Origin of the sequence: Arthrobacter sp. GMC3, assembly GCF_002929305.1 — a bacterium.
Taxonomy (GTDB): domain Bacteria; phylum Actinomycetota; class Actinomycetes; order Actinomycetales; family Micrococcaceae; genus Specibacter.
In genome coordinates, this window is sequence record NZ_PJIO01000002.1 from 442,299 (window position 1) to 461,082 (window position 18,784).

An 18,784-nucleotide genomic window follows, 5' to 3' on the forward strand; every position below is an offset into this window, starting at 1 on the left:
CCTGCACAAGCGGATCACCCAGGGATAACTAGCTGGCGACAAGTGTGCTGGCGGTGAGACCATCCTTATTGGCTGCTTGTCCCCGGATGAAGATGATGGCAACCAGCCCAAACAGGATGACAGGGAAGTTCCCAAGGGCCGCTATCGGGGCCAGCGGCCCGGATCCCGGATACATGGACAGCAGGAAGACGCTGGGATCGGTGGTGGCATGCAGCAGAATGGGCCAAATCAAATTGCCCGTCACACGCAAAGTCAGGTACATACAGATGCCGAAGGCGAAGGTGTAGAGCAACTGCAGGAGCGTGGTCAGCAGCGCTTGCCCGCCCAACAGGTTGCCGGCATGCAGGGCGGAGAAAACTGCGGCCGAGACCAGCGCCACTGCAATCTCGCGGTGGCCGGCCTTGCGCATCAAGTTCACCACGAAGCCGCGAGTCAGGACTTCCTCCGCGAAGCCGATGAACAGGCCCGCCAGCAGCCAGGCGGCGGCGTAACCGGCTCCGGCTGAGCCGTAATCAACGTTCACCATGCGCAGGATGTTAAAGCCAAGGACTATGACCACTGCGAGCCACATCCACCGTCCGCCGCGGACGGGCTGGCGGGCAAACAGTTCCTTGAGCCAGCCAAGTGAGAGTGCGAATAGGACCAGGATCAGGCCGCCGAATGCGATGGGTATTACAAAGGCGGCCATCACGTAGGCGGCGCTGTGGGGGTCGGCCAGCCAGGGACGCAGCAGTGGCGACATGGCAAGGCCGCCAAGCTGGTAAACCCCGTAGTACACGGCGGCAAGGATGACGCCCTTCCACCAGCCACCACGCTCCCAGAACTGCTTCCATGGTGAGGTGGTTCTGTTGTTCGGCAAGTTCGCATCCTTTGTTCAGGTAAATCCCGGCGTGCGCAGTTCGGGCCTCGAGCTGCTTGTCAAGAAAATGCTATCCGAGGGCGGGCTGACTGTGGGTGGCGCTACCGCCCTGCCTGGCAGCGTGGACAAAAATAGATGTCCCGCGCCATCCGGGCGGGGAACGCCGGGTCCCGCATTTTCGCGTGCCGGATGAGCGAACCACACCGTTTGCACGGCTTCCCGGCCAGACCATAAACCCACAGTGCGCCGTCGCCGCGGGCCGGGCCACCCGTGGTGGAGCGCATGGGCCTGTCCTTGTTGACGTCGAGCAGCCGCTTAGCCACCTCAACCATCCGGGGCAGGTTCGGCAGCTCGCCAACGGGAACTGACGGGTGTACACGGCCCAGGAAGCACAGTTCGTTGCGGTAAATATTTCCAATCCCGGCAAGGTTGCGTTGGTCCAGCAGGGCAAGCCCGATGGCCCGTTCCGGCTCCGCAAGTAGGCGCCGCAGTGCCTCGTCCGCGTCCCAACCCAGTCCGAGGAGGTCCGGACCCAGGTGTCCGACGGCGTTCCCAACCTCCGATTCTGGCAGGACTTCCAGCAGGCCAAGTGAGAACCCAACTGCTTCAACATCCGTTGTCCGGAGCACCGCCCGTGCGGTGTGCGCCGGGCGCCGCCAGTGCGGCGAGGCCCGGGAAGCGGGGACCGGGTTGATGTCCCAACGCCCCTCCATGGACAGGTGCGAATGAATGACGTGACCGTCCACGAACATCAGCAAGTGCTTTCCGCGTGATTGCACGGCGGACACCAGCTGCCCGGTGAAGTCCACCGTGGCGTACGCCGGCACCCGGAAGTCGCAGGCGATCAACCGTCGCCCGGCTAGGGCTGCGTCAAGGTCCCGGGCCGCCCGCCAGACGGTATCGCCCTCAGGCACGGACCCGCACCCCGCTGGGCGAGCCATACGCCCCGGCGGCTAACAGGGCCGTGGCCAGCGGGGTGTCCAGGATGCTGGCACCATTGACTTTTTCTATGGCCAGCTTGCCCACTGCTCCGCGTTTCACCACCTGAACTAGGGCTGCCGCCGCCAAGGCCACGGCCGCTTCGTCGTCGCTGAAGCACAGCAGCGTCCGGCCGCCGCGCTCCACATAGAGCACCAAAGCGCCGTCGACCAGCACCGCCAACGCACCTGCCTTGCGGCCCGGCCGGTGCCCGGAATCAAGCGTTGGCCAGGGCAGGGCGGCGCCATAGGGGTTTGCCGGATCCGTGGCGGCAAGTGCCAGAGCTTGTGGCGTACGCGGGTTTAGGGCGGCATCCTCGGCAAAGGTGCGCAGGCGGTCCACGGTGGCTGGCACGGCGAACTGAGCCGCACCCAGGTGCTCAATGAAGTAGCCGCGGCGGCACTTGCCCGTTTCCTCCAGGCGTGCCAGCACCTTGTACATGACCCCGAATCCGCCGGGAAGGCCCAAGTTCATGACCGAGCCGCGCGTCACCACCCCATACCGGTCAAGCAGCAATTCGGCTAGGGCATGGCTGCGCAGGGTGTTCTGCGCCGTTGAAACGGTGTCTGTTTCCGCCTGTGGCAGTGCGCTCCATCGCCCGGCGCCCAGCGGCGGGGCCCCGCGTTGCACGGCCGCGACCCGTCCCGGAAGCCTGCCATATCGACCCGCCCGGGCCGGGCGCAGCCGTGAGGGGGCAGGCTTTTGTTTGTGGGCGGTGTGCCCGCCGGAGAGTAGGGCGCGCACGGGTGCGAACGTGTCATTGCTGATCTTTCCCGCCCAGAACAGCTCCCAGAGGGCGGTGCTCAGCTCGTCGTCGGAGGGGACGATGTCCGGCCCGTCGGCTGTCAGCTCACGCAATTGGTGGAAGAAGTACGCGCCGCCGCCCGAGAGCGCGTTCAGGAGTCGTTGCTGGAAGTCGGTGGGCGCAAAGTCAGCAGCCGGTGCAAGCGTGAGTTCCGCCGATTCGGCGACGTGCAAACTGAGCCAGCCGTCGGTGCCGCCCAAGGCCCCGGCCCCTGAGAGGATGACCTCGCCCGTGGCCATGAGCTCGTCGAGCATGGCCGGGGAGTAGTCCGCAATGCGCTGGGCCAGAACCAACGGTTCCCACGCGGACGCCGGAATGGGCGCGCCGGCGAGCTGGTCAATCACGGTCAGCAGGCCGTCTAAACCGCGCAGAGCTGGGGACCCGGAAGCAGCGCCCACATGCTGCCACGCCGGTAAGAACCGGCCAAAGGCGGCGGCATCCACAGGTTCCACCTCGGCCCGCAGGGCCGCCAGGGAGCGCCTGCGCAGCCGCCGCAGGACCTCAACGTCGCACCACTCGGTTACGTTGGCCGCAAGGGAGGAGCCGGAGACTTGCGAGCTTTGGGAGCCGATGGGTGGGCCCACGTCGGCGAGGGCCCCGAAGTGAGCTTGCGCGTTTTGGGAGCCGATGGGTGGGCCCACGTCGGCGAGGGCCCCGAAGTGAGCTTGCGCGTTTTGGGAGCCGATGGGGAGGAACTCGCCCTCGGAGATGCGCCGGTCTGCGGCCAGTTGTGCCAAACCGGCGAGCACAACGGCGACCCCCAGCCCCAGCCGAGCCGCCGCGTCGGGGGCGGTGAAGGGGCCGTGGGTCCGGGCGTAGCGGCCCAGGAGGTCGCCCAAGGGATCGGCCACCGGTTCGATGAAGGCCAGCGGTACGCCCATGGGCAGGGGGATGCCAAGGGCGTCGCGCAGCCGGGCGGCGTCCTCGATGGCGGCGAAGCGTTCCTCCCCGCCCATCTGGACGAGCAGGGCACGGTTCGCCGATACCAGCGAGGCCAGGTGGGCGGCCGTCTGGGCCAGGTGGCCTGGCGCGTGGCCGACGTCGTCCGTTTTCACCGTGTCCAGTTCGGCAGCCGCCACGACTGGCTCGACCCCGGCCGTGGGGACCAGCCGGGCGGCAACCTCGGGAACCGTCAGCGGGCCCAACAAGCGCAGGAGGTCGGCCACGCCCTCAAGCCCGCGGGCTCTGCGGTCGGGGGCAAGCCGCTGCAGCTCGGCCTCGGTGTCGGCGATGACCTGCGGATCAAGCAGTTCGCGGAGTTCGGCACGGCCCAGCAACTCATCCAGCAGGGCAGGGTCCAAGGACAGTGCGGCGGCGCGGCGCTCGGCCAGCGGGGAGTCGCCTTCGTAGAGGAAGCTCGCCACGTACCCGAACAGCAGCGACCTGGCGAACGGGGATGGCTCATTGGTGGTGGTTTCCACGATCCGCAGCTCGCGGCGTTCAATGCTCGCCGCAATGCCCTTCAGCGCCGGAAGGTCATACACGTCCTGCAAGCATTCGCGCACCGTCTCCAGCACGATCGGGAATTGCGGGTATTTCCGGGCCACATCCAGTAGCTGCGCCGAACGCTGCCGCTGTTGCCACAGGGGGGAGCGCTTGCCAGGATTTTGGCGTGGCAACAGCAGTGCCCGGGCGGCACATTCGCGGAAGCGGCTTGCGAACAGGGCCGATCCGCCCACCTCGGCCGTGACAATGGCGTCGAGTTCGTCCGGGTCAAACAGGAACAGTTCGGCGCCGGGTGGTTCGTCGTCCATCATGGGCACCCGCAGCACAATGCCGTCGTCGGAGGCCATCGCGGAGCCGTCCAGCCCGTACCTCTCGTGCAGCCGGGCCGCCACTGCCAGGGCCCAGGGCGCGTGGACCGGCATGCCGAAGGGGCTGTGCAGCACCACCCTCCAGTCGCCGAGTTCGTCGTGGAAGCGTTCCACCATGAGTGTCGTATCGTCGGGTACGACGGCGGTGGCCGCCTTTTGTTCCTCCAGGTAGCCGAGGAGGTTGTTGGCTGCCCAGGGGTCCAAACCGGTGGCCGTGCAGCGGTCCAGCGCCTTCTTGCGAGGGGCGGCGCTGACCTCGCGGATGAAGGCGCCCAGGGCCCGGCCTAGTTCAACGGGCCGTCCCAAGGAGTCGCCCTTCCAGAACGGCAGCTTCCCTGGCTGCCCAAAGGCCGGGGTGACCAGGACCCTGTCGAAGGTAATATCCTCGATCTTCCAGCTCGTGGCTCCCAGCGCAAAGACATCGCCCACCCTGGACTCGTACACCATCTCCTCATCGAGCTCACCAACCCGGCGCCCACCCTTGTTCGAGTTCGCAGGCGCTGTTCCGGCGTCGCCCGTGCGACTCCCGGAGCCCGGGGTGTTGGCGGTATCGCCAACAATAAAAACCCCGAAGAGTCCCCGGTCTGGAATGGTTCCGCCCGACGTGACGGCCAGGCGTTGCGCGCCGGGGCGTCCAGTGATGGTTCCACCCACCCGGTCCCAGATGATGCGTGGACGCAACTCGGCAAACTCGTCGCTGGGGTAGCGCCCGGCCAGCAGGTCAAGGGTTGCATCGAATGCCGAGCGGGGGAGCGCGGTGAAAGGGGCGCTGCGCCTGACTGTGGCGAACCAGCCCTCCACATCGATGGGACCGAGGGCAGATGCCGCCACAGTTTGCTGGGCCAGGATGTCCAGCGGGTTTGTGGGGATGGAGAGCGGCTCGATTTGCCCGGCAAGCATCCGTTCAACCGTCACCGCTGAATGCAGCAGATCCGCCCGGTGCTTGGGGAACAGGAGCCCGGAGGAAATCTCGCCCACCTGGTGCCCTGCACGGCCCACGCGCTGCAGCCCGCTGGCCACCGACGGCGGCGACTCCACCTGGATGACCAGGTCCACGGCGCCCATGTCGATGCCCAGTTCCAGACTTGAGGTGGCCACCACGCAGCGCAGCCGCCCCGATTTCAAATCGTCCTCAATCAAGGCCCGCTGCTCCTTGGACACCGAGCCGTGGTGGGCCTTCGCCAGAACATTCGGGGCACCGGCCACAGCACCGGCCTGCGCCATCATCTCCGCCGGCTGTCTTGCCGGGGACTGCGTCGTCCGCCAAGGATCCACCGCGGGTGCGCCTCCGGCGTCGTCCGCTCCTTCAAGGGGCGCGAATTCCAGGCGTTCGAGGTAGATCTCGTTCAGGCGCCCCGTGAGTCGTTCGGCCAGGCGGCGGGAGTTGGCAAAGACAATGGTGGACTTGTTGGCCAAGACCGCGTCGACGATCTTCTCCTCCACATGCGGCCAGATGGAGGCGTTGGGTTGCAACCCGGAGGCCGGACCCAGGTCATGGGCCGCCGCGAGCGCCGGAAGTTCGGTCATGTCGGCCACGGGGACGGTGACGGAGAGGTTCCAGTTTTTCGTGCTGGGCGGCGCAACAATCTTCACGGGCATGGCTCCGCCCAGGAACCGGGCCACGGTGGAACGCGGCTCCACCGTGGCGGAGAGCCCAATGCGCTGGGCTGGCCGGTCAAGGAGCGCATCAAGCCGCTCCAACGAGAGCGCCAAGTGGGCGCCGCGTTTAGTGCCAGCCACGGCGTGGACCTCGTCGACAATGACCGTGTGCACCTCCGTGAGTGTTTCGCGGGCCTTGGAGGTGAGCATCAGGTACAAGGATTCCGGCGTGGTGATCAAGATCTCCGGCGGGTGGCTGAGCAGGCGACGGCGTTCGTTGGCGGGGGTGTCGCCGGAGCGGACGCCCACGCTGACGGGGGCCACGTCGAGGCCCAGTCGCTTGGCAGTCTGGGTGATGCCGATAAGCGGTGCCCGCAGGTTTCGCTCCACATCAACGCCAAGGGCCTTGAGCGGAGAAATGTACAGCACCTTGGTGCCGGTTTTTGCACGGTCCGGCGCCGGTGTTTCGCGGGATAAGCCATCCAGGGCCCACAGGAAAGCGGCAAGGGTTTTGCCGGATCCGGTAGGGGCCACCACCAGGGCGTGAGCGCCGTCGGCGATGGCCTCCCAGGCGCCGGACTGGGCCGGGGTGGGGGAGCCGAATGCGCCCAGAAACCATTCGCGGGTGGGCTTCGCGAACTGGTCCATGGAGGTGGTAGCCGGTTTTGATTGCACGGCTCCATCATGCCGCACCTCACCGACATTGGCGCGCCCTCCCACGAATCGGGGCGCACAGGGTGCGGGAATGTCAAAGTGTCGCACGGGCGCGGTAATCTAACGGTAGGGATGGCAATGGTTGCCGTTGCTGTTCCGCACCGATTCGTCGCGTCCGGTCAGCGGATCCCGAGTTTTTGATTTTGCGAGGAAGGGCAGACGCGGTGCAGACACGGCATGTGGGCAACAACTGGGTCACCCTTTTGTGTTTGGCTGTGCTCTTTCTGTTCAGTTGCTCCATCAGCATGATGACCGCTCGCGGCAATGGATCCACGCCCGGCTTCCTTGTTCTTGGCACCTTGATCACCGGTGGTGTCAGTGCCTTCTGGTGGCGCCGGCATCCGTCGTGGTGGGTGGCCCCGCGCAACCACTACTACTACCTGGCTGGCGGGACGCTGGCGGGCGTAATTCTCAGCGCCATGATCCCCTTCCTCAACGGCGCAGGCCCATGGTTCGTTTTGGGTGCGGCGTTGGCCACCTACGGGTACTTCGAACGGCTGCGGCTGTTGGTAACGGTGGGGGGCGCGGTGGCGTTCACCGGGTTCCTGGCCATGGTCATCCAGGTCGACGTGTGGGGTGGGGCGTTGCAGCTGATCTCGGCAGGCATTCTGGCCTTTGCCGCCAACAAACTTTACGTGCTGCGCAACGGCCGCCGGCGCGAGGTCCAAGACAGCGACCCCTCCTTCATCGGCTCCTTCCAAGAGTACGACGAAGAGGAACGCGTCGGCTTCTAGCCGACCCGCACCCCTGCACCGCCCCTACGGAGCGAACGCGCCAATCTGCAACAAAGCAATGTCGGTGTTGCTGCATGCCGTCAAAGGATGCACGATCGATAAGTAATCGGTGGCGCTGGGCGGATAGACCAGAACTTCATCGGCCGTCATCTGGGTGCAGTTTTGGTAATTTCCGGCCTGCGTGTAGCGCAGAACGGCCGAGGCGCTTTGATCCGGGGCCAGGGAGATGGGCCCGCTGGACGGTGCCTGCGGATCGCGAACTGCCGGCTCGCCAATCGGGGTGATGGTGCCGGACTTGATCAGCGAGACCCCCGGGTAGCCGTCCAGAATGCATGTGGTCCCGGACGTGTTCTTCACTATCAACTTCATGTAGATGCTTCCGGCCGCGCCGCCGCCGGAATCGTCCAGCGAACCCTGCAGCGAAGCGGCCGTGCACAGTGCCGTCTCGGCAGGTGCACTGGGGGACTGGCTGCTGGGCGTGGGAGTGGACGACGGCGTGGTCCCGGCAGTGCTCGGAGCCGCGGCACTGCTGGTGGTCACCGGTGAGGAGGTGGCCGGGTTGGTGGTGCCCTGGCCGCAGCCGGTCAGTACCGCACTCAACCCGATGATGGCTGTCACTGCCAGAAACGCCGATTTTCCGCGCTTCATCGAGGAGTTGCGCCGTTGCTGGGAGTTCTGGGATGAGGTCATGGCTCCACTTTTGCGCCCCGGCCACCTTGAGTCAACTGGCCTCGCCGTCGAGGTAGCCGGTCCGTGCACAGACACCCACCAGATGCGGGCGTTTTCGGTGCGGACCGGTCACCTCAGCGGGTCAAAGGACTAGGCCTTGCTGCGGCCCGAGCGCATGAACGCCAGAGCGCCAAGAATGAGCCCGGCCAGACCCGCACCCAGTCCCAGCCAGGCAGCCCAGGAGGAACCGCCGTCGGACGCAGCCGAAGCCTGCTCGCTGGCATGCTCGGAGGTTGCCGGGGCGTCATGGGTGTCGGCCACAGCGGCGGTGACGCTGACCGACGGTGCGGGCGCCTTTACCGAGTCGTGGCTGGCCCCTGCTGCCGGGATTTCTTTCCAGTCTGTCTGCCCGGTTTCACATTGCTGCAGGGTGGGGAAGTACAGCGTCTTCCCGGCGGCGTCCGGGAGCTGCAGGGACAGCGTGAACGTGTCGCGCTGATGGTCCAACAACGGCGTCTTGGCTGTGTAGGTGATGGCGGCGGTACGTTCGCTAATCTTGCTGCCGTTGGCGAGGGTGCGCGGGACATCCAACTTTTGCGTGGTCTTGCTGATGTCCCAGTTCGGGTTGACCGTGGGGGTGGCGTCGTTGAGTTCGTCGGGCAGCGTGATGGTGATGGCCGTGGTGGGCGAGCCGTCGCAGCCGTGGGCTACCGAAAATGTCATCAGCGAGTAGGCTCCGGCCGCGGTTTCGGTGGGAGTGGCCTCCACATGGGCGGAGGCGACGCCGATTCCAAGAGCCATGAGGGCGGCGGTGGTTCCGAGGGCAAGGACGGGTGAAACGGTGCGTGAAAATCGCATGGTGAGGCCTTTCGAGCGCGCAGAAATGCGCAGAGAGTTTATGGGGAAGGAACACCCCACGACGTGCTCGAAGGGTGTTAGGCGAAGACTGCCGTCAGCAGCGGCGGGCCGCGGCGGGTATCCGGGCGAATATTGCGCCACGGCAGGCGCGGTAGCGGAAGCGGTTGCACGGCCGGGCGGGCCTGTTGAGCAGGCTGAATGAGTACGGTTGCGGGGCTTCGGTAGAGCGGCTTGAGCCAGCTGGCCAAGGTCCACAACGCGTTTTCGCCATGGGCCAGCAGCAAAGCGGTGGCCAGCGTCGCAGCCATATGGGCGGCCAGCATCCAGACGGACATCGGGGATCCCATTGCCACGCCGCCGTGATGCATCAAGTCCATCCCGGACAGTGCTGGCGCGGTGGCCGGTGCCATCGCCACCGACTGCAAAACGGCGGCCGCTTGCGCCTGCGCGGACTGGGAGTGGTCGTGCATCCCGGCCGGCATGGACACGGACGGCAGCGTCACGGACAGTGTGGCGAATGCCTGGTGCAGCACCAGCTGACTCGTGGCCAGCAGGGCAAGCATCGCAGGTAGGCCCAAGCGGAACTTGGTGGCCACGGTGGAACACAGCATATGCAAGGCCATGAGTGCCGCCATGATCAACGGTGAGGGCAGAACCCCTCCGGCAATGACGTGGGCGGCGGCTGCCAAGCCAAGAATCGTGGCACCCACCAGGGTGGTTCGGAGCAGACGGAAGGGCGCAGGCGCGTAGCGCATGGTGCTCCCTCCGGTTAGGCCGACCGTCCTAGCCTATCGAGGAAATTGCCTGACTTTGAACTTGGCTCTGTGTGGACGCCGACGGCTTGGGCGCCGGCGTGGCCGTTCCCGGTGACAGGCGCAGCGTGAACGTTGTTTTTCCGGGCTTGCTGGTGACGCTGACACTGCCCTGGTGAGCGGCCATGATGGCTTGGACAATGCTCAGTCCCAATCCGGTGCTGCCGTGGGTGCCTGTACGGGCCTTGTCCGCCCGGGAGAACCTGTCAAAGATGACATCCTTGAACGCCGGGTCAATACCTGGCCCATCGTCGCTGACCTGTACCACGGCGGTTCCATCAGCTTCCACGGCCACCTTGGTGTGCACTGTGGTCCCTGCAGGGGTGTGCTTGGCGGCGTTGGAGAGGAGGTTAAGTAGCACCTGCTTGATTTGGCCGTCGTCGCACAAAACATTGACGGGTGCGTCGGGTACCTCAACGTTCCAGTGGTGGTCGGGGGCGCTGACGCGAACGTCGCTGACGGCGTCCATTGCCAGGGGCGAGAGGTCAATCATGTGCAGGTTCAGCGGCTGGCCCTCGTCGAGACGGGCCAGCATGAGCAGATCCTCCACCAGCCGGCTCATGCGCAACGATTGGGCTGTGACCCGTCCCAGGGAGGTCTTGCCGTCGGGGCTCAGCGGCTCGGTCATTTGCAAGAGTTCCGTGTAGCCGCGAATGGCTGTCAACGGTGTACGCAGTTCGTGGCTGGCATCGGCCACGAAGCGCCGCACCTTGGTCTCGCTGCGTTGGCGTGCCTGCAAGGCGTGGGAGACGTTATCGAGCATGGCGTTAAAGGCGTTGCCTACATTGCCAACCTCCGTCCCGGAATGGGCGGCGCTGTCCGGAACCCGCACGCTCAAGGCGACTTCTCCGGCGTCGAGCGGCAAATGGGCCACCTTGGTTGCCACCTCTGAAAGTTGCTCCAGGGGGCGCATGCTGCGGCGAATGATGAAGGTGCCGGCCAGGCCCAGCATAGCCAGCCCGGCGAGTGAGACGAGGGCCATGGACAGGACCAGCCTGGCGAGGGTTTGCTGTGTGGCGGCGAGCGGCAGGCCGGTGATCAGGACGTCGCCAGTGGGCAGCCCCGTGGCCTGCAAGCGGTAGCTGCCGATCGAGAGGTTCCTGTCGGTCAAGGCGCTGGTGGTCGGCAGTTCGGCCAGAACTAGGGCGTCGGCGTTGGTCAGTTCCTGCCGGGAGCCTGAGGGGGCAAGGATTCCGGCGTAATGGACGACGCCGTTGCTCAGGACTGCGCTGAGCTGGCCGGCGCTGGTGGCCCTGGCGTTGAGCGGGTCACGGGGTGAGCCGGCCGTGCCACCGTTGGGGCCGGCGAAGAATTGGCTGGTGCGTAGTGTTGCCGCGTTGACGGCTGAGTCCAGCTGGCTGTTGAGGGTGACACTGGTGGTCGTGTAGCTGACCAGGCCCACGAGGGCGCAGATGACGGTGAGTAGTGCCAGCATCAGGGCTACCAGGCGGGTGCGCAGGTGCCAGGTGCCGGGGTGCAGGAGGCGGGATCCGGCGTGTGTGAGGCTGTCTTTTACTCGCATGGTTTGATGACGTATCCGGCGCCGCGGACGGTGTGGATCATGGGTTCGCGGTCGGCGTCGATCTTTTTGCGCAGGTAGGAGATGTACAGTTCCACGATGTTGCTTTGGCCGCCGAAGTCGTAGTCCCAGACGCGGTCGAGGATGCGGGTTTTACTCAAGACGTGGCGCGGGTTTTCCATCAGGAACTGCAGGAGCTCAAATTCGGTGCTGGTCAAGGTGATCTCGGCGCCTGCCCGTGAGACTTGGCGGGTGTCCCGGTCCAGGGTGAGGTCCCCGACCTTCAGTTCGGCCGAATTGGGGGCGGTGACGCCGGCGCGCTGGACGATTCTTTGCAGGCGCAGCAGCACCTCTTCCATGCTGAACGGCTTGGTCACGTAGTCGTCGCCGCCGGCATGCAGGCCGGTGAGTCTGTCCGCCACAGCGTCCTTTGCCGTCAAGAAAAGCGCCGGGATGTCCGGGTAGATGGTGCGCATCCGGCCCAGAAGCTCCACGCCGTCCATGCCCGGCATCATGACATCCAGGACCAGCACGTCGGGGCGGAAGGAGCGGGCGATCTTGAGTGCACTTTGGCCGTCGTAGGCGACGGCGATCTCCCAGCCAGTCAACTCCAACCCCATCCGCATTAGGTCTGCCAGCGACGGTTCATCATCGACCACGAGGGCGCGGATGGGCTCGCCGCCTGGGCGGGTGAGCTTCGTGAGGCCGGATGCGGGAAGTGAATGGGACATGAGTCCATTCTCTGACGCTTGTCCTGAGAGTTACTGGATGGTTCCTGAGTGTTGTCTGTGTCTTATGCTATTCGTGTGCGGATCCAATAAATCCGTTCATTTCATCACGCACAAAAATATTGGGGAACATCTTGTTGGATACAAAAGTTATGAAACCACGCGCGGCTAAATGGCGGCCGACAAAGTCGTTTTGGATCACGGTGGCGGTTTGGGTTTTGCTGCTAGTCATCTTCGCCATCATGGGCGGGCTGGGGGCTTGGATTGTCCTCTTTGCTTTGTTTGCCATCTTGACCGCTCTTTATACGGTGGTATCCGGACGCCGGTCGTGGCTCGGGCTGCCTGGCCGCAAGGCGGGCGGAATGGCCGTGGGGGCCGGAGTTGCCGTCCTGGTGCTTGGATCGGTTGTTACGGCCACAACAATGCCGGCCACCGAACCGGTGTCGCAGGTGGTTCCGACCGCGACGACGTCGGCCTCGCCCAGCCCATCGGCCAAGAGCGTGCTGTTCACCAAGTGCACCACGGCGGCGGAGTCCAAAAAGGAATCTGGTACCGCACTGACCTGTACGGTCGGCGATGACGGCACACTGGTCTGGATGACAGAAACCCGTTCCAAGGAACTTCTTGCGGAGCGCGCCGCTGTCACGGCAAAGGCGGAAGCTGCCAAAGCAGCGGCCAAGAAGATTGAGGACGACAAAGCCGCCGCTGTTGCAGCAGAGGCGGCCAAGGTTGCTGCGGATAAGGCGGCGGCTGACCAAGCCGCGGCTGACGAGGCTGCCCGGGTGGCGGCGCAGCAGGCCGCGAAGCCACAGCCTGCCCCGGTTCAGCAGGCACCCGCAGCCCCTGACGCCTACTACAAGAACTGCGCGGCCGCGAAGGCTGCTGGCGCTGCGCCCCTGTATGTGGGCCAGTCCGGATATCGTCTTGCGCTCGATGGTGACAAAGACGGCATCGCCTGCGAGAAGTAGGCGCCCGAGTTTCAAGGTAGGTCTCTTGTCGAGGTAGTTGGCCGGGGATTTATCGCTGAAAGGTTAAAGTCGGAAGGCGTCCACATCGCTGTAAATTCTTGCGATGTGGACGCCTTCCTTATTGGCGGTGACGGTGGGATTTGAACCCACGTCAGGCTCTCACCTGAACAACATTTCGAGTGTTGCACCTTCGGCCGCTCGGACACGTCACCAACGCGTCAACAATACCGGCTAAGAGCGCTACAGCAAAAATGAGGGTTTCCAGCCGGCTCTAAATGTCTGCCCGATGGTGCAGGATAAGCACATGGATACAGCAACACAGCGCGCCTGGAGCTGGCACAGACAAGGCCTGGATGGATCTTTGGCGGGCAGCACCAGCGCCGAAATCTTCGGCAAAGCGGGATGGGCCCGATCCGTGGGCGGGGCCAATCCCTACCTGACACTTTTCTCCCGCGCCGGGATCCGCAGGGAGGCTGCCGACGCCGACGTTGCCGCAGTGCGCATCCATGAACTTCCGACGGCGCGCGGCTGCACCTACGTCCTGGGCGCCGACCACTTCGCTTGGGGTCTGACCCTGGGCCGGGGCGCCGCGGAGTCCACGGTGAAGATCCTGGATAAGTTGGGTGTGCCCCGCCAAGAAGTCGACCAGCTAGAGGCGAAAACCCTGCAACTGCTCCAGAGTGCTGCCAAAACCGGAACCGGCGCCCTGGACCCCAAACAGCTCAAAGACCAACTTGGCGACGCCGTGCGAAGCCTCGGCGAGGAAGGCAAAAAGAAGGGTGCCTCCACCACGTTGCCCACCGTGCTCGGGCTGCTCCAGGCAGACGGGCGCATAAGGCGCGTGCCCATTAACGGCAGGCTGGATCAGCAACGCTATGCCTATACGGCGTGGGGTCTGGGAACGTCAGCAGAATCGGACGAACACGCTCGGGCAACGCTCATGGAACGGTATCTGGGCTGGACCGGTGGGGCCACTCTCAAACAAACCCAATGGTTCACCGCCTTTACCGTGGCGCAGACCAAGGCTGCGCTTACAGCAACCGGTGCCGTGGAAGTGGATGGGCTATGGCTTTTGCCCGCGGATGTGGATGCCCGGGAGAACTACACGGCGCCGCGAGAGGAACAAATCCAGCTGCTCGCCGGGACGGACGCGCTCTTCCTGCTCCGGCGCAACGCCGCAGACCACTTTGCCGAAGAAGACCAGGACCGCCAGTTACTCACCCAGAGGCTTGCGCTCCAGGCAGACCTTCCCGACCATCCCATCCTTGACCGTGGCCGCATCATTGGCCTGTGGCAGTACGATCCCGCCAACGAGCGGATCGCCCACTGGCTCTTCAACGGCCCCACCAAGGCGGTGACACACCGAATCAAGGAGGTCGAAGAATTCATTCGAGAAGACCTGGGTGACTTCCGCAGCTTCAGCCTGGACTCGCCGTCGAGCAGGCAAAAACGCATCGACGCCATCGACGAAGCCGGGGCCTCCTGACCGACAGGGCGCTACTGTCCGGAGTCGCGCCACACGATCTGTTCGCCCAGCGAAACGCTCATCTCCCCAACCTGGGGGGCGTCCCCGGCCAGCATGTACGGCTGCACAATGCTCAGCGAGACCCCTTCGGCATGCTCGGCCGCCAGGTGGATGGCATCGGTGCCCTGATTCCTCAGCGAGACGTTTGAAACCACAATGGAGGCCCTGAGCTCCTCCCGGCGCTCGGACAGGCCGTGGTAGCAATCGGCGATAACATCCGTGGATTCCGGATTCTCCTCCTGGCGGGGTTGGGCCATGATGAAAACCGGCTTGCCATCGGTGCCAATGCCCGCGGCAAACGGCAGGAACTCGCCGTACTTGGCCAGGCACTGGTGGGCAAAAGGCAACGCCAAGTTCAGCAGTTCCTCCAAGTCATCTTGTGCCGCCTCGGTCACGGAATCACGCCATGAAGTCATTGATCATCCTCGCAAAATATAGTCGTCCGCCCAGATTTCGGGCTCGGGAGCCGACTCTACCAAGCGGCCACGCCAAGCGCAGACGGACTATCTGTGCCCGCTGAAAAAGTCCTTCAACAGTGCGGCGCATTCGTCCTCACGGACCCCGGGGAAAACCTCCACCCAATGGTTGAGTCGGCGCTCACGCAGCACATCAAACACCGATCCTGCGGCCCCGGCCTTCTCATCCCAGGCCCCAAAGACGACGCGGGGCACCCGGGCCAGAACGATGGCCCCTGCGCACATGGTGCACGGTTCAAGCGTGACAACCAGCGTGCAACCTTCCAGTCGCCAGGTGCCCAGTTTTTTGGCCGCCTCACGGATGGCCACGACCTCGGCATGCGCCGTCGGATCGCCATGGGCTTCACGCTCGTTGCGCCCTAAACCGAGTATCCCGCCGTCGGGCCCCAGGACCACGGCACCGATGGGAACATCGGAAGTATCGAGGGCGCGCAGGGCTTCTGAGAGGGCCAAGCCCATCCACTGGGCGTGTAAAGCCGTGGTGGTGGTCTCGATTGGGCGCGAATTCGGTGTGGAGGGCACGGCTCAATGGTAGCTTTTATCTATGCGCGTACTGGTTGCGGATCATCCGCTGATTGCCCACAAGTTGACCGTTCTGCGGGACAAGAACACTCCGTCCCCCATTTTTCGTCAACTGACTGAAGAACTTGTCACCTTGTTGGCCTATGAGGCGACCCGTGAAGTCCGGGTTGAACCCGTCAACATCGAGACCCCCGTGACCTCCGCCATCGGCACCGGACTGGTCAAGCCCACACCGTTGGTGGTCCCCATTCTGCGCGCCGGCCTTGGCATGCTTGAGGGCATGACCCGGCTCCTCCCGACTGCTGAGGTTGGCTTTCTGGGCATGGCCCGTAACGAGGAAACCCTCGAGGCCATCACCTACGCCGAACGCCTGCCCGAGGACCTGACCGGCCGCCAGGTCTACGTCCTGGATCCCATGCTGGCCACCGGTGGCACGTTGATCGAGGCTTTCAAATTCCTCTTTGACCGCGGCGCCGCCGACATCACCTGCATTTGCCTGCTGGCCGCTCCCGAGGGCCTGGCCAAGCTCGAGGCCGCCCACGGCGACCGCGACAACGTTCACATTGTCCTGGCCTCCATCGATGAAGGACTGGATGAGAACTCCTACATCGTTCCCGGCCTGGGCGACGCCGGCGATCGCCTGTACGGCGTGGTCGACTAACCGCACCAACTTTCTGAAGACGGGGGCAACTCGTGGGCACGGCGTAACTTAGCGCCGCTCCCACGAGTTGCCCCCGTTTTCGTTAACGGCGGGCCTTGCCGACTCGAGTTCTAGGAGACTGGGCCGGTTGCCTGAGCCGAATGGCTTGTGGGCCCCGTCGCCTATTTTGGGCTTTCTCGGGCCGCGATGGCGTCGGCGATGTAGTCCTCCATGGTCACCCGCAGGTCACCGAGCAGATGCTCAAACTGTTCCAGCAGCTCCGGGGGATGCTTGGCCATGGCCGCGGCGATGCGTTCACCGAGGGGCTGGAAGAACTCGTCCGCGATGATCTGAATGTTCGGCGTCGAGTGCAAGGTGACGATGCGACGATCGGCGTGCACCCGGCTGCGAACTATATGGCCGGCCAGCTCCAGACGGTTTAGCAGGGTCGAGGTGGCACCCGCGGTAAGTGCGATCCTGTCACTTAGCCGCGCGGGAGAGAGGGGTGTGCCGCGTTCCTCGGCTGCCAGGATCTCAATCAGGGCAACCGCATCTGTTGAGTGAAGGCCCTCACTGGCGGCGAATTCGCGGGCAAGTTCTGTATAGCTGGCGCCGTATGCCCGTAGCGCCTCGTTGAGGCGATCGCGCTGGTGGACGAACTCGTCGGTCGAAGCCGGGTCTTTCATGGCAGTCCCTCTCGATCGGCGACCATACTGCGCTCCACTTTATCAAATGGTGAAGTTGTTCTATGATGAAATCATTCCACCATAAAACTAGAAGGAGTGCGTCATGGCAGTTTCAACAAATGCGCGTCGCTGGATAGGGCTGATCGCCGTCGCCCTTGGCGTGGCACTCATCGTGGTCGACACCACGATCGTAAACGTGATCACCCCATCGGTGATCGATGACTTGGGCATCAATTCAAGTCAGGCACAGTGGATTCAGGAGTCATATGCGATCGTCTTCGCGGCTCTCCTGCTAGTCTCCGGCCGAATAGCCGATCTTCGCGGTGCCCGAGCCGTGTTCATCGCCGGTGTTGTCATCTTCGGCTTGACCAGCCTCCTGGCCGGGCTGGCTCCCAACGGCGAAATTCTGATTCTCGCCCGCTTCCTGCAAGGCATCGGTGCGGCCGCGATTCTGCCGACGTCATTGGCCTTGCTGAACACCATGTTCACGGGGCCCGCCCGAGGCCAGGCATTTGCCGTTTGGGGTTCCACCATTGGCGCGGCCACCGCGCTTGGCCCGGTGCTGGGCGGCTGGCTCTCGGAACACGCGTCGTGGCGGTGGGCGTTTGGTATCAACATCCCGCTCGTCATCATCATCTTGGTTATCGCCGTCGTTTTCTTGCCCCAGTCTCAGCGTTCGCAAGGCCGCGTGGACGGCATGAGCGCCGTCCTTTCCATCTTCGGGCTGGGCCTGCTGGCGTTCGGCCTGGTCGAGGGGCGCGTTTACGGCTGGGTGACGAGCAAGAAACCATTCTCGCTGTTTGGTGGTACCTGGGATTCCGGGCTTTCGCCAGCGTTCGTCGCTCTAATGCTTTCAGTGGTGCTCTTGGCAGTATTTATCGGGCGTCAGGTGGTGATCAGCCGCGGGAACAGCAAACACCAGCCACTCATGGACGTGAAGCTGTTCTCGATCTCTTCGTTCCGCAACGGAAACATCGCAACACTGATCATCGGGCTTGGCGAATTTGGCATCATCGCCGTACTGCCGCTCTGGTTGCAGTTCACGCTCAACTACAGCCCATTGGAAGCGGGGGCAACTCTTGTCCCCATCGCCATTGGTAGCTTCGTTGCCAGCGGCATCAGCTTCCCGCTGTCCGAGCGCGTCTCCCCGCTGGTGCTGGTGCGCATCGGCCTGATCCTTGAAGTCGTCGGGCTCGCTGGGCTCGGCCTCGTCGCGGCCTTGACCGACGCGAACTGGTGGTTCATCGCCCTGGTCCTGTTCTTCTACGGTATCGGCGTCGGATTTGCCACCTCGCAGGTCACCAACGTGGTCTTGGCGGATGTTCCAGAAGAAGATGGCGGTCAGAGCTCGGGTATCCAGAGCACCTTCCGCCAGCTGGGCTCTGCACTCGGTATCGCCGCGCTAACTACAGTGTTCTTCTCCTCCATGGGAAGTACCCTGCATGGCAAGCTGACCGACGCCGGCCTCTCCGGTGCTGATGCGAGCAAACTCAGCAGCGCGGTCACCGACAGTGCCGGAGCCGCCATCGGATCCTTCGCATCACACCCGGAAACGGCCTACGTGGCCGACGCCGCCAGGGAAGCAATGACCCACGCGATCGCAATTGGCTCCTACCTTGCGGCCGGCTTCCTCGTCATCGGGGTAATCGCCACCTTGCTCATTCCGAGCAAGCCGAACGCCCAGGAGCAGCTCGAGAAGCCAGTCACCGTGGGGGGCGAATGAGCTGTTGCCAACGAACGCCGTAGGCCGGGGTAGCAAGGGGCAAAGCTGATGCCGGATTCAATGGTGGTTCCCGCGACGACGGCGTCAATCCGCTAGGGCGGCGTCAACCCGCGACGACGGCGTAACTTGTCAGGCGTTTCGCGAGTTGGCGCCGT

General features: G+C 64.3%; 16 protein-coding genes and 1 tRNA gene. 5 read left to right on the forward strand and 12 right to left on the reverse strand.

The window, feature by feature from the left end:
• Window positions 1–28 precede the first annotated feature (28 nt).
• From CXQ94_RS05525 to CXQ94_RS05535, 3 genes are all read right to left on the reverse strand, one after another.
• A complete protein-coding gene (locus tag CXQ94_RS05525; protein WP_258066752.1) occupies window positions 29–859 on the reverse strand; it encodes a CPBP family intramembrane glutamic endopeptidase in 831 nt (276 codons plus the stop codon).
• Window positions 860–960: 101 nt separating this feature from the next.
• Window positions 961–1,773, reverse strand: coding sequence for a DNA-formamidopyrimidine glycosylase family protein (locus CXQ94_RS05530; RefSeq protein WP_104087193.1), 813 nt, complete (start codon window positions 1,771–1,773; stop codon window positions 961–963).
• Window positions 1,766–6,730, reverse strand: a complete 4,965-nt coding sequence (locus CXQ94_RS05535) for an ATP-dependent helicase (RefSeq protein ID WP_258066753.1) — start codon at window positions 6,728–6,730, stop codon at window positions 1,766–1,768. Before CXQ94_RS05535 ends, CXQ94_RS05530 begins: the two co-directional genes overlap by 8 nt.
• A gap of 284 nt (window positions 6,731–7,014) precedes the next feature.
• Here CXQ94_RS05535 and CXQ94_RS05540 point away from each other — a divergent pair, with 284 nt between their 5' ends.
• The gene (locus CXQ94_RS05540; RefSeq protein WP_181034084.1) at window positions 7,015–7,503 is read left to right on the forward strand and encodes a hypothetical protein; all 489 of its coding nucleotides are present in this window, start codon (window positions 7,015–7,017) and stop codon (window positions 7,501–7,503) included.
• Window positions 7,504–7,527: 24 nt separating this feature from the next.
• On the opposite strand, the gene CXQ94_RS05545 is transcribed toward CXQ94_RS05540, so the two are convergent.
• The 5 genes from CXQ94_RS05545 to CXQ94_RS05565 form a co-directional block, all read right to left on the reverse strand.
• Window positions 7,528–8,193, reverse strand: a complete 666-nt coding sequence (locus CXQ94_RS05545) for a DUF4232 domain-containing protein (protein ID WP_104087196.1) — start codon at window positions 8,191–8,193, stop codon at window positions 7,528–7,530.
• A 129-nt stretch (window positions 8,194–8,322) separates the two neighbouring features.
• Window positions 8,323–9,030: a YcnI family protein gene (locus tag CXQ94_RS05550; RefSeq protein WP_104087197.1), complete on the reverse strand. Its 708-nt coding sequence runs from the start codon at window positions 9,028–9,030 to the stop codon at window positions 8,323–8,325.
• Between the two features lie 77 nt (window positions 9,031–9,107).
• On the reverse strand, window positions 9,108–9,785 hold the full coding sequence (locus tag CXQ94_RS05555; RefSeq protein WP_104087198.1) for a hypothetical protein: 678 nt from the start codon (window positions 9,783–9,785) through the stop codon (window positions 9,108–9,110).
• A 28-nt stretch (window positions 9,786–9,813) separates the two neighbouring features.
• Window positions 9,814–11,364, reverse strand: a complete 1,551-nt coding sequence (locus CXQ94_RS05560) for a cell wall metabolism sensor histidine kinase WalK (protein WP_104087199.1) — start codon at window positions 11,362–11,364, stop codon at window positions 9,814–9,816.
• Window positions 11,355–12,092 carry a response regulator transcription factor gene (locus CXQ94_RS05565; RefSeq protein ID WP_104087200.1) on the reverse strand — a complete coding sequence of 246 codons (738 nt, stop codon included), beginning with the start codon at window positions 12,090–12,092 and terminating at the stop codon, window positions 11,355–11,357. The genes CXQ94_RS05560 and CXQ94_RS05565 overlap by 10 nt, the downstream gene beginning before the upstream one ends.
• A gap of 149 nt (window positions 12,093–12,241) precedes the next feature.
• Between CXQ94_RS05565 and CXQ94_RS05570 the strand changes: the two genes are divergently transcribed.
• On the forward strand, window positions 12,242–13,057 hold the full coding sequence (locus CXQ94_RS05570) for an excalibur calcium-binding domain-containing protein (protein ID WP_258066757.1): 816 nt from the start codon (window positions 12,242–12,244) through the stop codon (window positions 13,055–13,057).
• 122 nt (window positions 13,058–13,179) lie between these two features.
• Here the strand turns inward: CXQ94_RS05570 and CXQ94_RS05575 are convergent.
• Window positions 13,180–13,269 (reverse strand) — tRNA-Ser (locus CXQ94_RS05575).
• A 92-nt stretch (window positions 13,270–13,361) separates the two neighbouring features.
• Here CXQ94_RS05575 and CXQ94_RS05580 point away from each other — a divergent pair.
• On the forward strand, window positions 13,362–14,543 hold the full coding sequence (locus CXQ94_RS05580) for a winged helix DNA-binding domain-containing protein (protein ID WP_258066758.1): 1,182 nt from the start codon (window positions 13,362–13,364) through the stop codon (window positions 14,541–14,543).
• 11 nt (window positions 14,544–14,554) lie between these two features.
• Here the strand turns inward: CXQ94_RS05580 and CXQ94_RS05585 are convergent, their stop codons facing one another.
• Together CXQ94_RS05585 and tadA are read right to left on the reverse strand one after the other, a co-directional pair.
• On the reverse strand, window positions 14,555–14,998 hold the full coding sequence (locus tag CXQ94_RS05585; protein WP_104087202.1) for a hypothetical protein: 444 nt from the start codon (window positions 14,996–14,998) through the stop codon (window positions 14,555–14,557).
• Between the two features lie 87 nt (window positions 14,999–15,085).
• A complete protein-coding gene (gene tadA, locus CXQ94_RS05590) occupies window positions 15,086–15,580 on the reverse strand; it encodes a tRNA adenosine(34) deaminase TadA (RefSeq protein ID WP_258066760.1) in 495 nt (164 codons plus the stop codon).
• Between the two features lie 22 nt (window positions 15,581–15,602).
• On the opposite strand from tadA, the gene upp reads away from it, so the two are divergent.
• Window positions 15,603–16,241 carry a uracil phosphoribosyltransferase gene (gene upp / locus CXQ94_RS05595; protein WP_104087203.1) on the forward strand — a complete coding sequence of 213 codons (639 nt, stop codon included), beginning with the start codon at window positions 15,603–15,605 and terminating at the stop codon, window positions 16,239–16,241.
• Window positions 16,242–16,402: 161 nt separating this feature from the next.
• On the opposite strand, the gene CXQ94_RS05600 is transcribed toward upp, so the two are convergent.
• Entirely contained in the window at window positions 16,403–16,906 is a 504-nt protein-coding gene (locus CXQ94_RS05600) for a MarR family winged helix-turn-helix transcriptional regulator (protein ID WP_104087204.1), read from the reverse strand.
• Between the two features lie 103 nt (window positions 16,907–17,009).
• Here CXQ94_RS05600 and CXQ94_RS05605 point away from each other — a divergent pair, with 103 nt between their 5' ends.
• Window positions 17,010–18,629: an MFS transporter gene (locus CXQ94_RS05605; RefSeq protein WP_104087205.1), complete on the forward strand. Its 1,620-nt coding sequence runs from the start codon at window positions 17,010–17,012 to the stop codon at window positions 18,627–18,629.
• The last annotated feature ends 155 nt before the right edge of the window (window positions 18,630–18,784 follow it).

Excerpts from the sequence above, each read along its gene's own strand:
- CXQ94_RS05540 (WP_181034084.1), top strand. The coding sequence starts at position 7,015 with ATGATGACCGCTCGCGGCAATGGATCCACGCCCGGCTTCCTTGTTCTT.
- CXQ94_RS05545 (WP_104087196.1), bottom strand. The coding sequence starts at position 8,193 with ATGACCTCATCCCAGAACTCCCAGCAACGGCGCAACTCCTCGATGAAG.
- CXQ94_RS05550 (WP_104087197.1), bottom strand. The coding sequence starts at position 9,030 with ATGCGATTTTCACGCACCGTTTCACCCGTCCTTGCCCTCGGAACCACC.
- CXQ94_RS05555 (WP_104087198.1), bottom strand. The coding sequence starts at position 9,785 with ATGCGCTACGCGCCTGCGCCCTTCCGTCTGCTCCGAACCACCCTGGTG.
- CXQ94_RS05560 (WP_104087199.1), bottom strand. The coding sequence starts at position 11,364 with ATGCGAGTAAAAGACAGCCTCACACACGCCGGATCCCGCCTCCTGCAC.
- CXQ94_RS05565 (WP_104087200.1), bottom strand. The coding sequence starts at position 12,092 with ATGTCCCATTCACTTCCCGCATCCGGCCTCACGAAGCTCACCCGCCCA.
- CXQ94_RS05570 (WP_258066757.1), top strand. The coding sequence starts at position 12,242 with ATGAAACCACGCGCGGCTAAATGGCGGCCGACAAAGTCGTTTTGGATC.
- CXQ94_RS05580 (WP_258066758.1), top strand. The coding sequence starts at position 13,362 with ATGGATACAGCAACACAGCGCGCCTGGAGCTGGCACAGACAAGGCCTG.
- CXQ94_RS05585 (WP_104087202.1), bottom strand. The coding sequence starts at position 14,998 with ATGACTTCATGGCGTGATTCCGTGACCGAGGCGGCACAAGATGACTTG.
- upp (WP_104087203.1), top strand. The coding sequence starts at position 15,603 with ATGCGCGTACTGGTTGCGGATCATCCGCTGATTGCCCACAAGTTGACC.
- CXQ94_RS05600 (WP_104087204.1), bottom strand. The coding sequence starts at position 16,906 with ATGAAAGACCCGGCTTCGACCGACGAGTTCGTCCACCAGCGCGATCGC.
- CXQ94_RS05605 (WP_104087205.1), top strand. The coding sequence starts at position 17,010 with ATGGCAGTTTCAACAAATGCGCGTCGCTGGATAGGGCTGATCGCCGTC.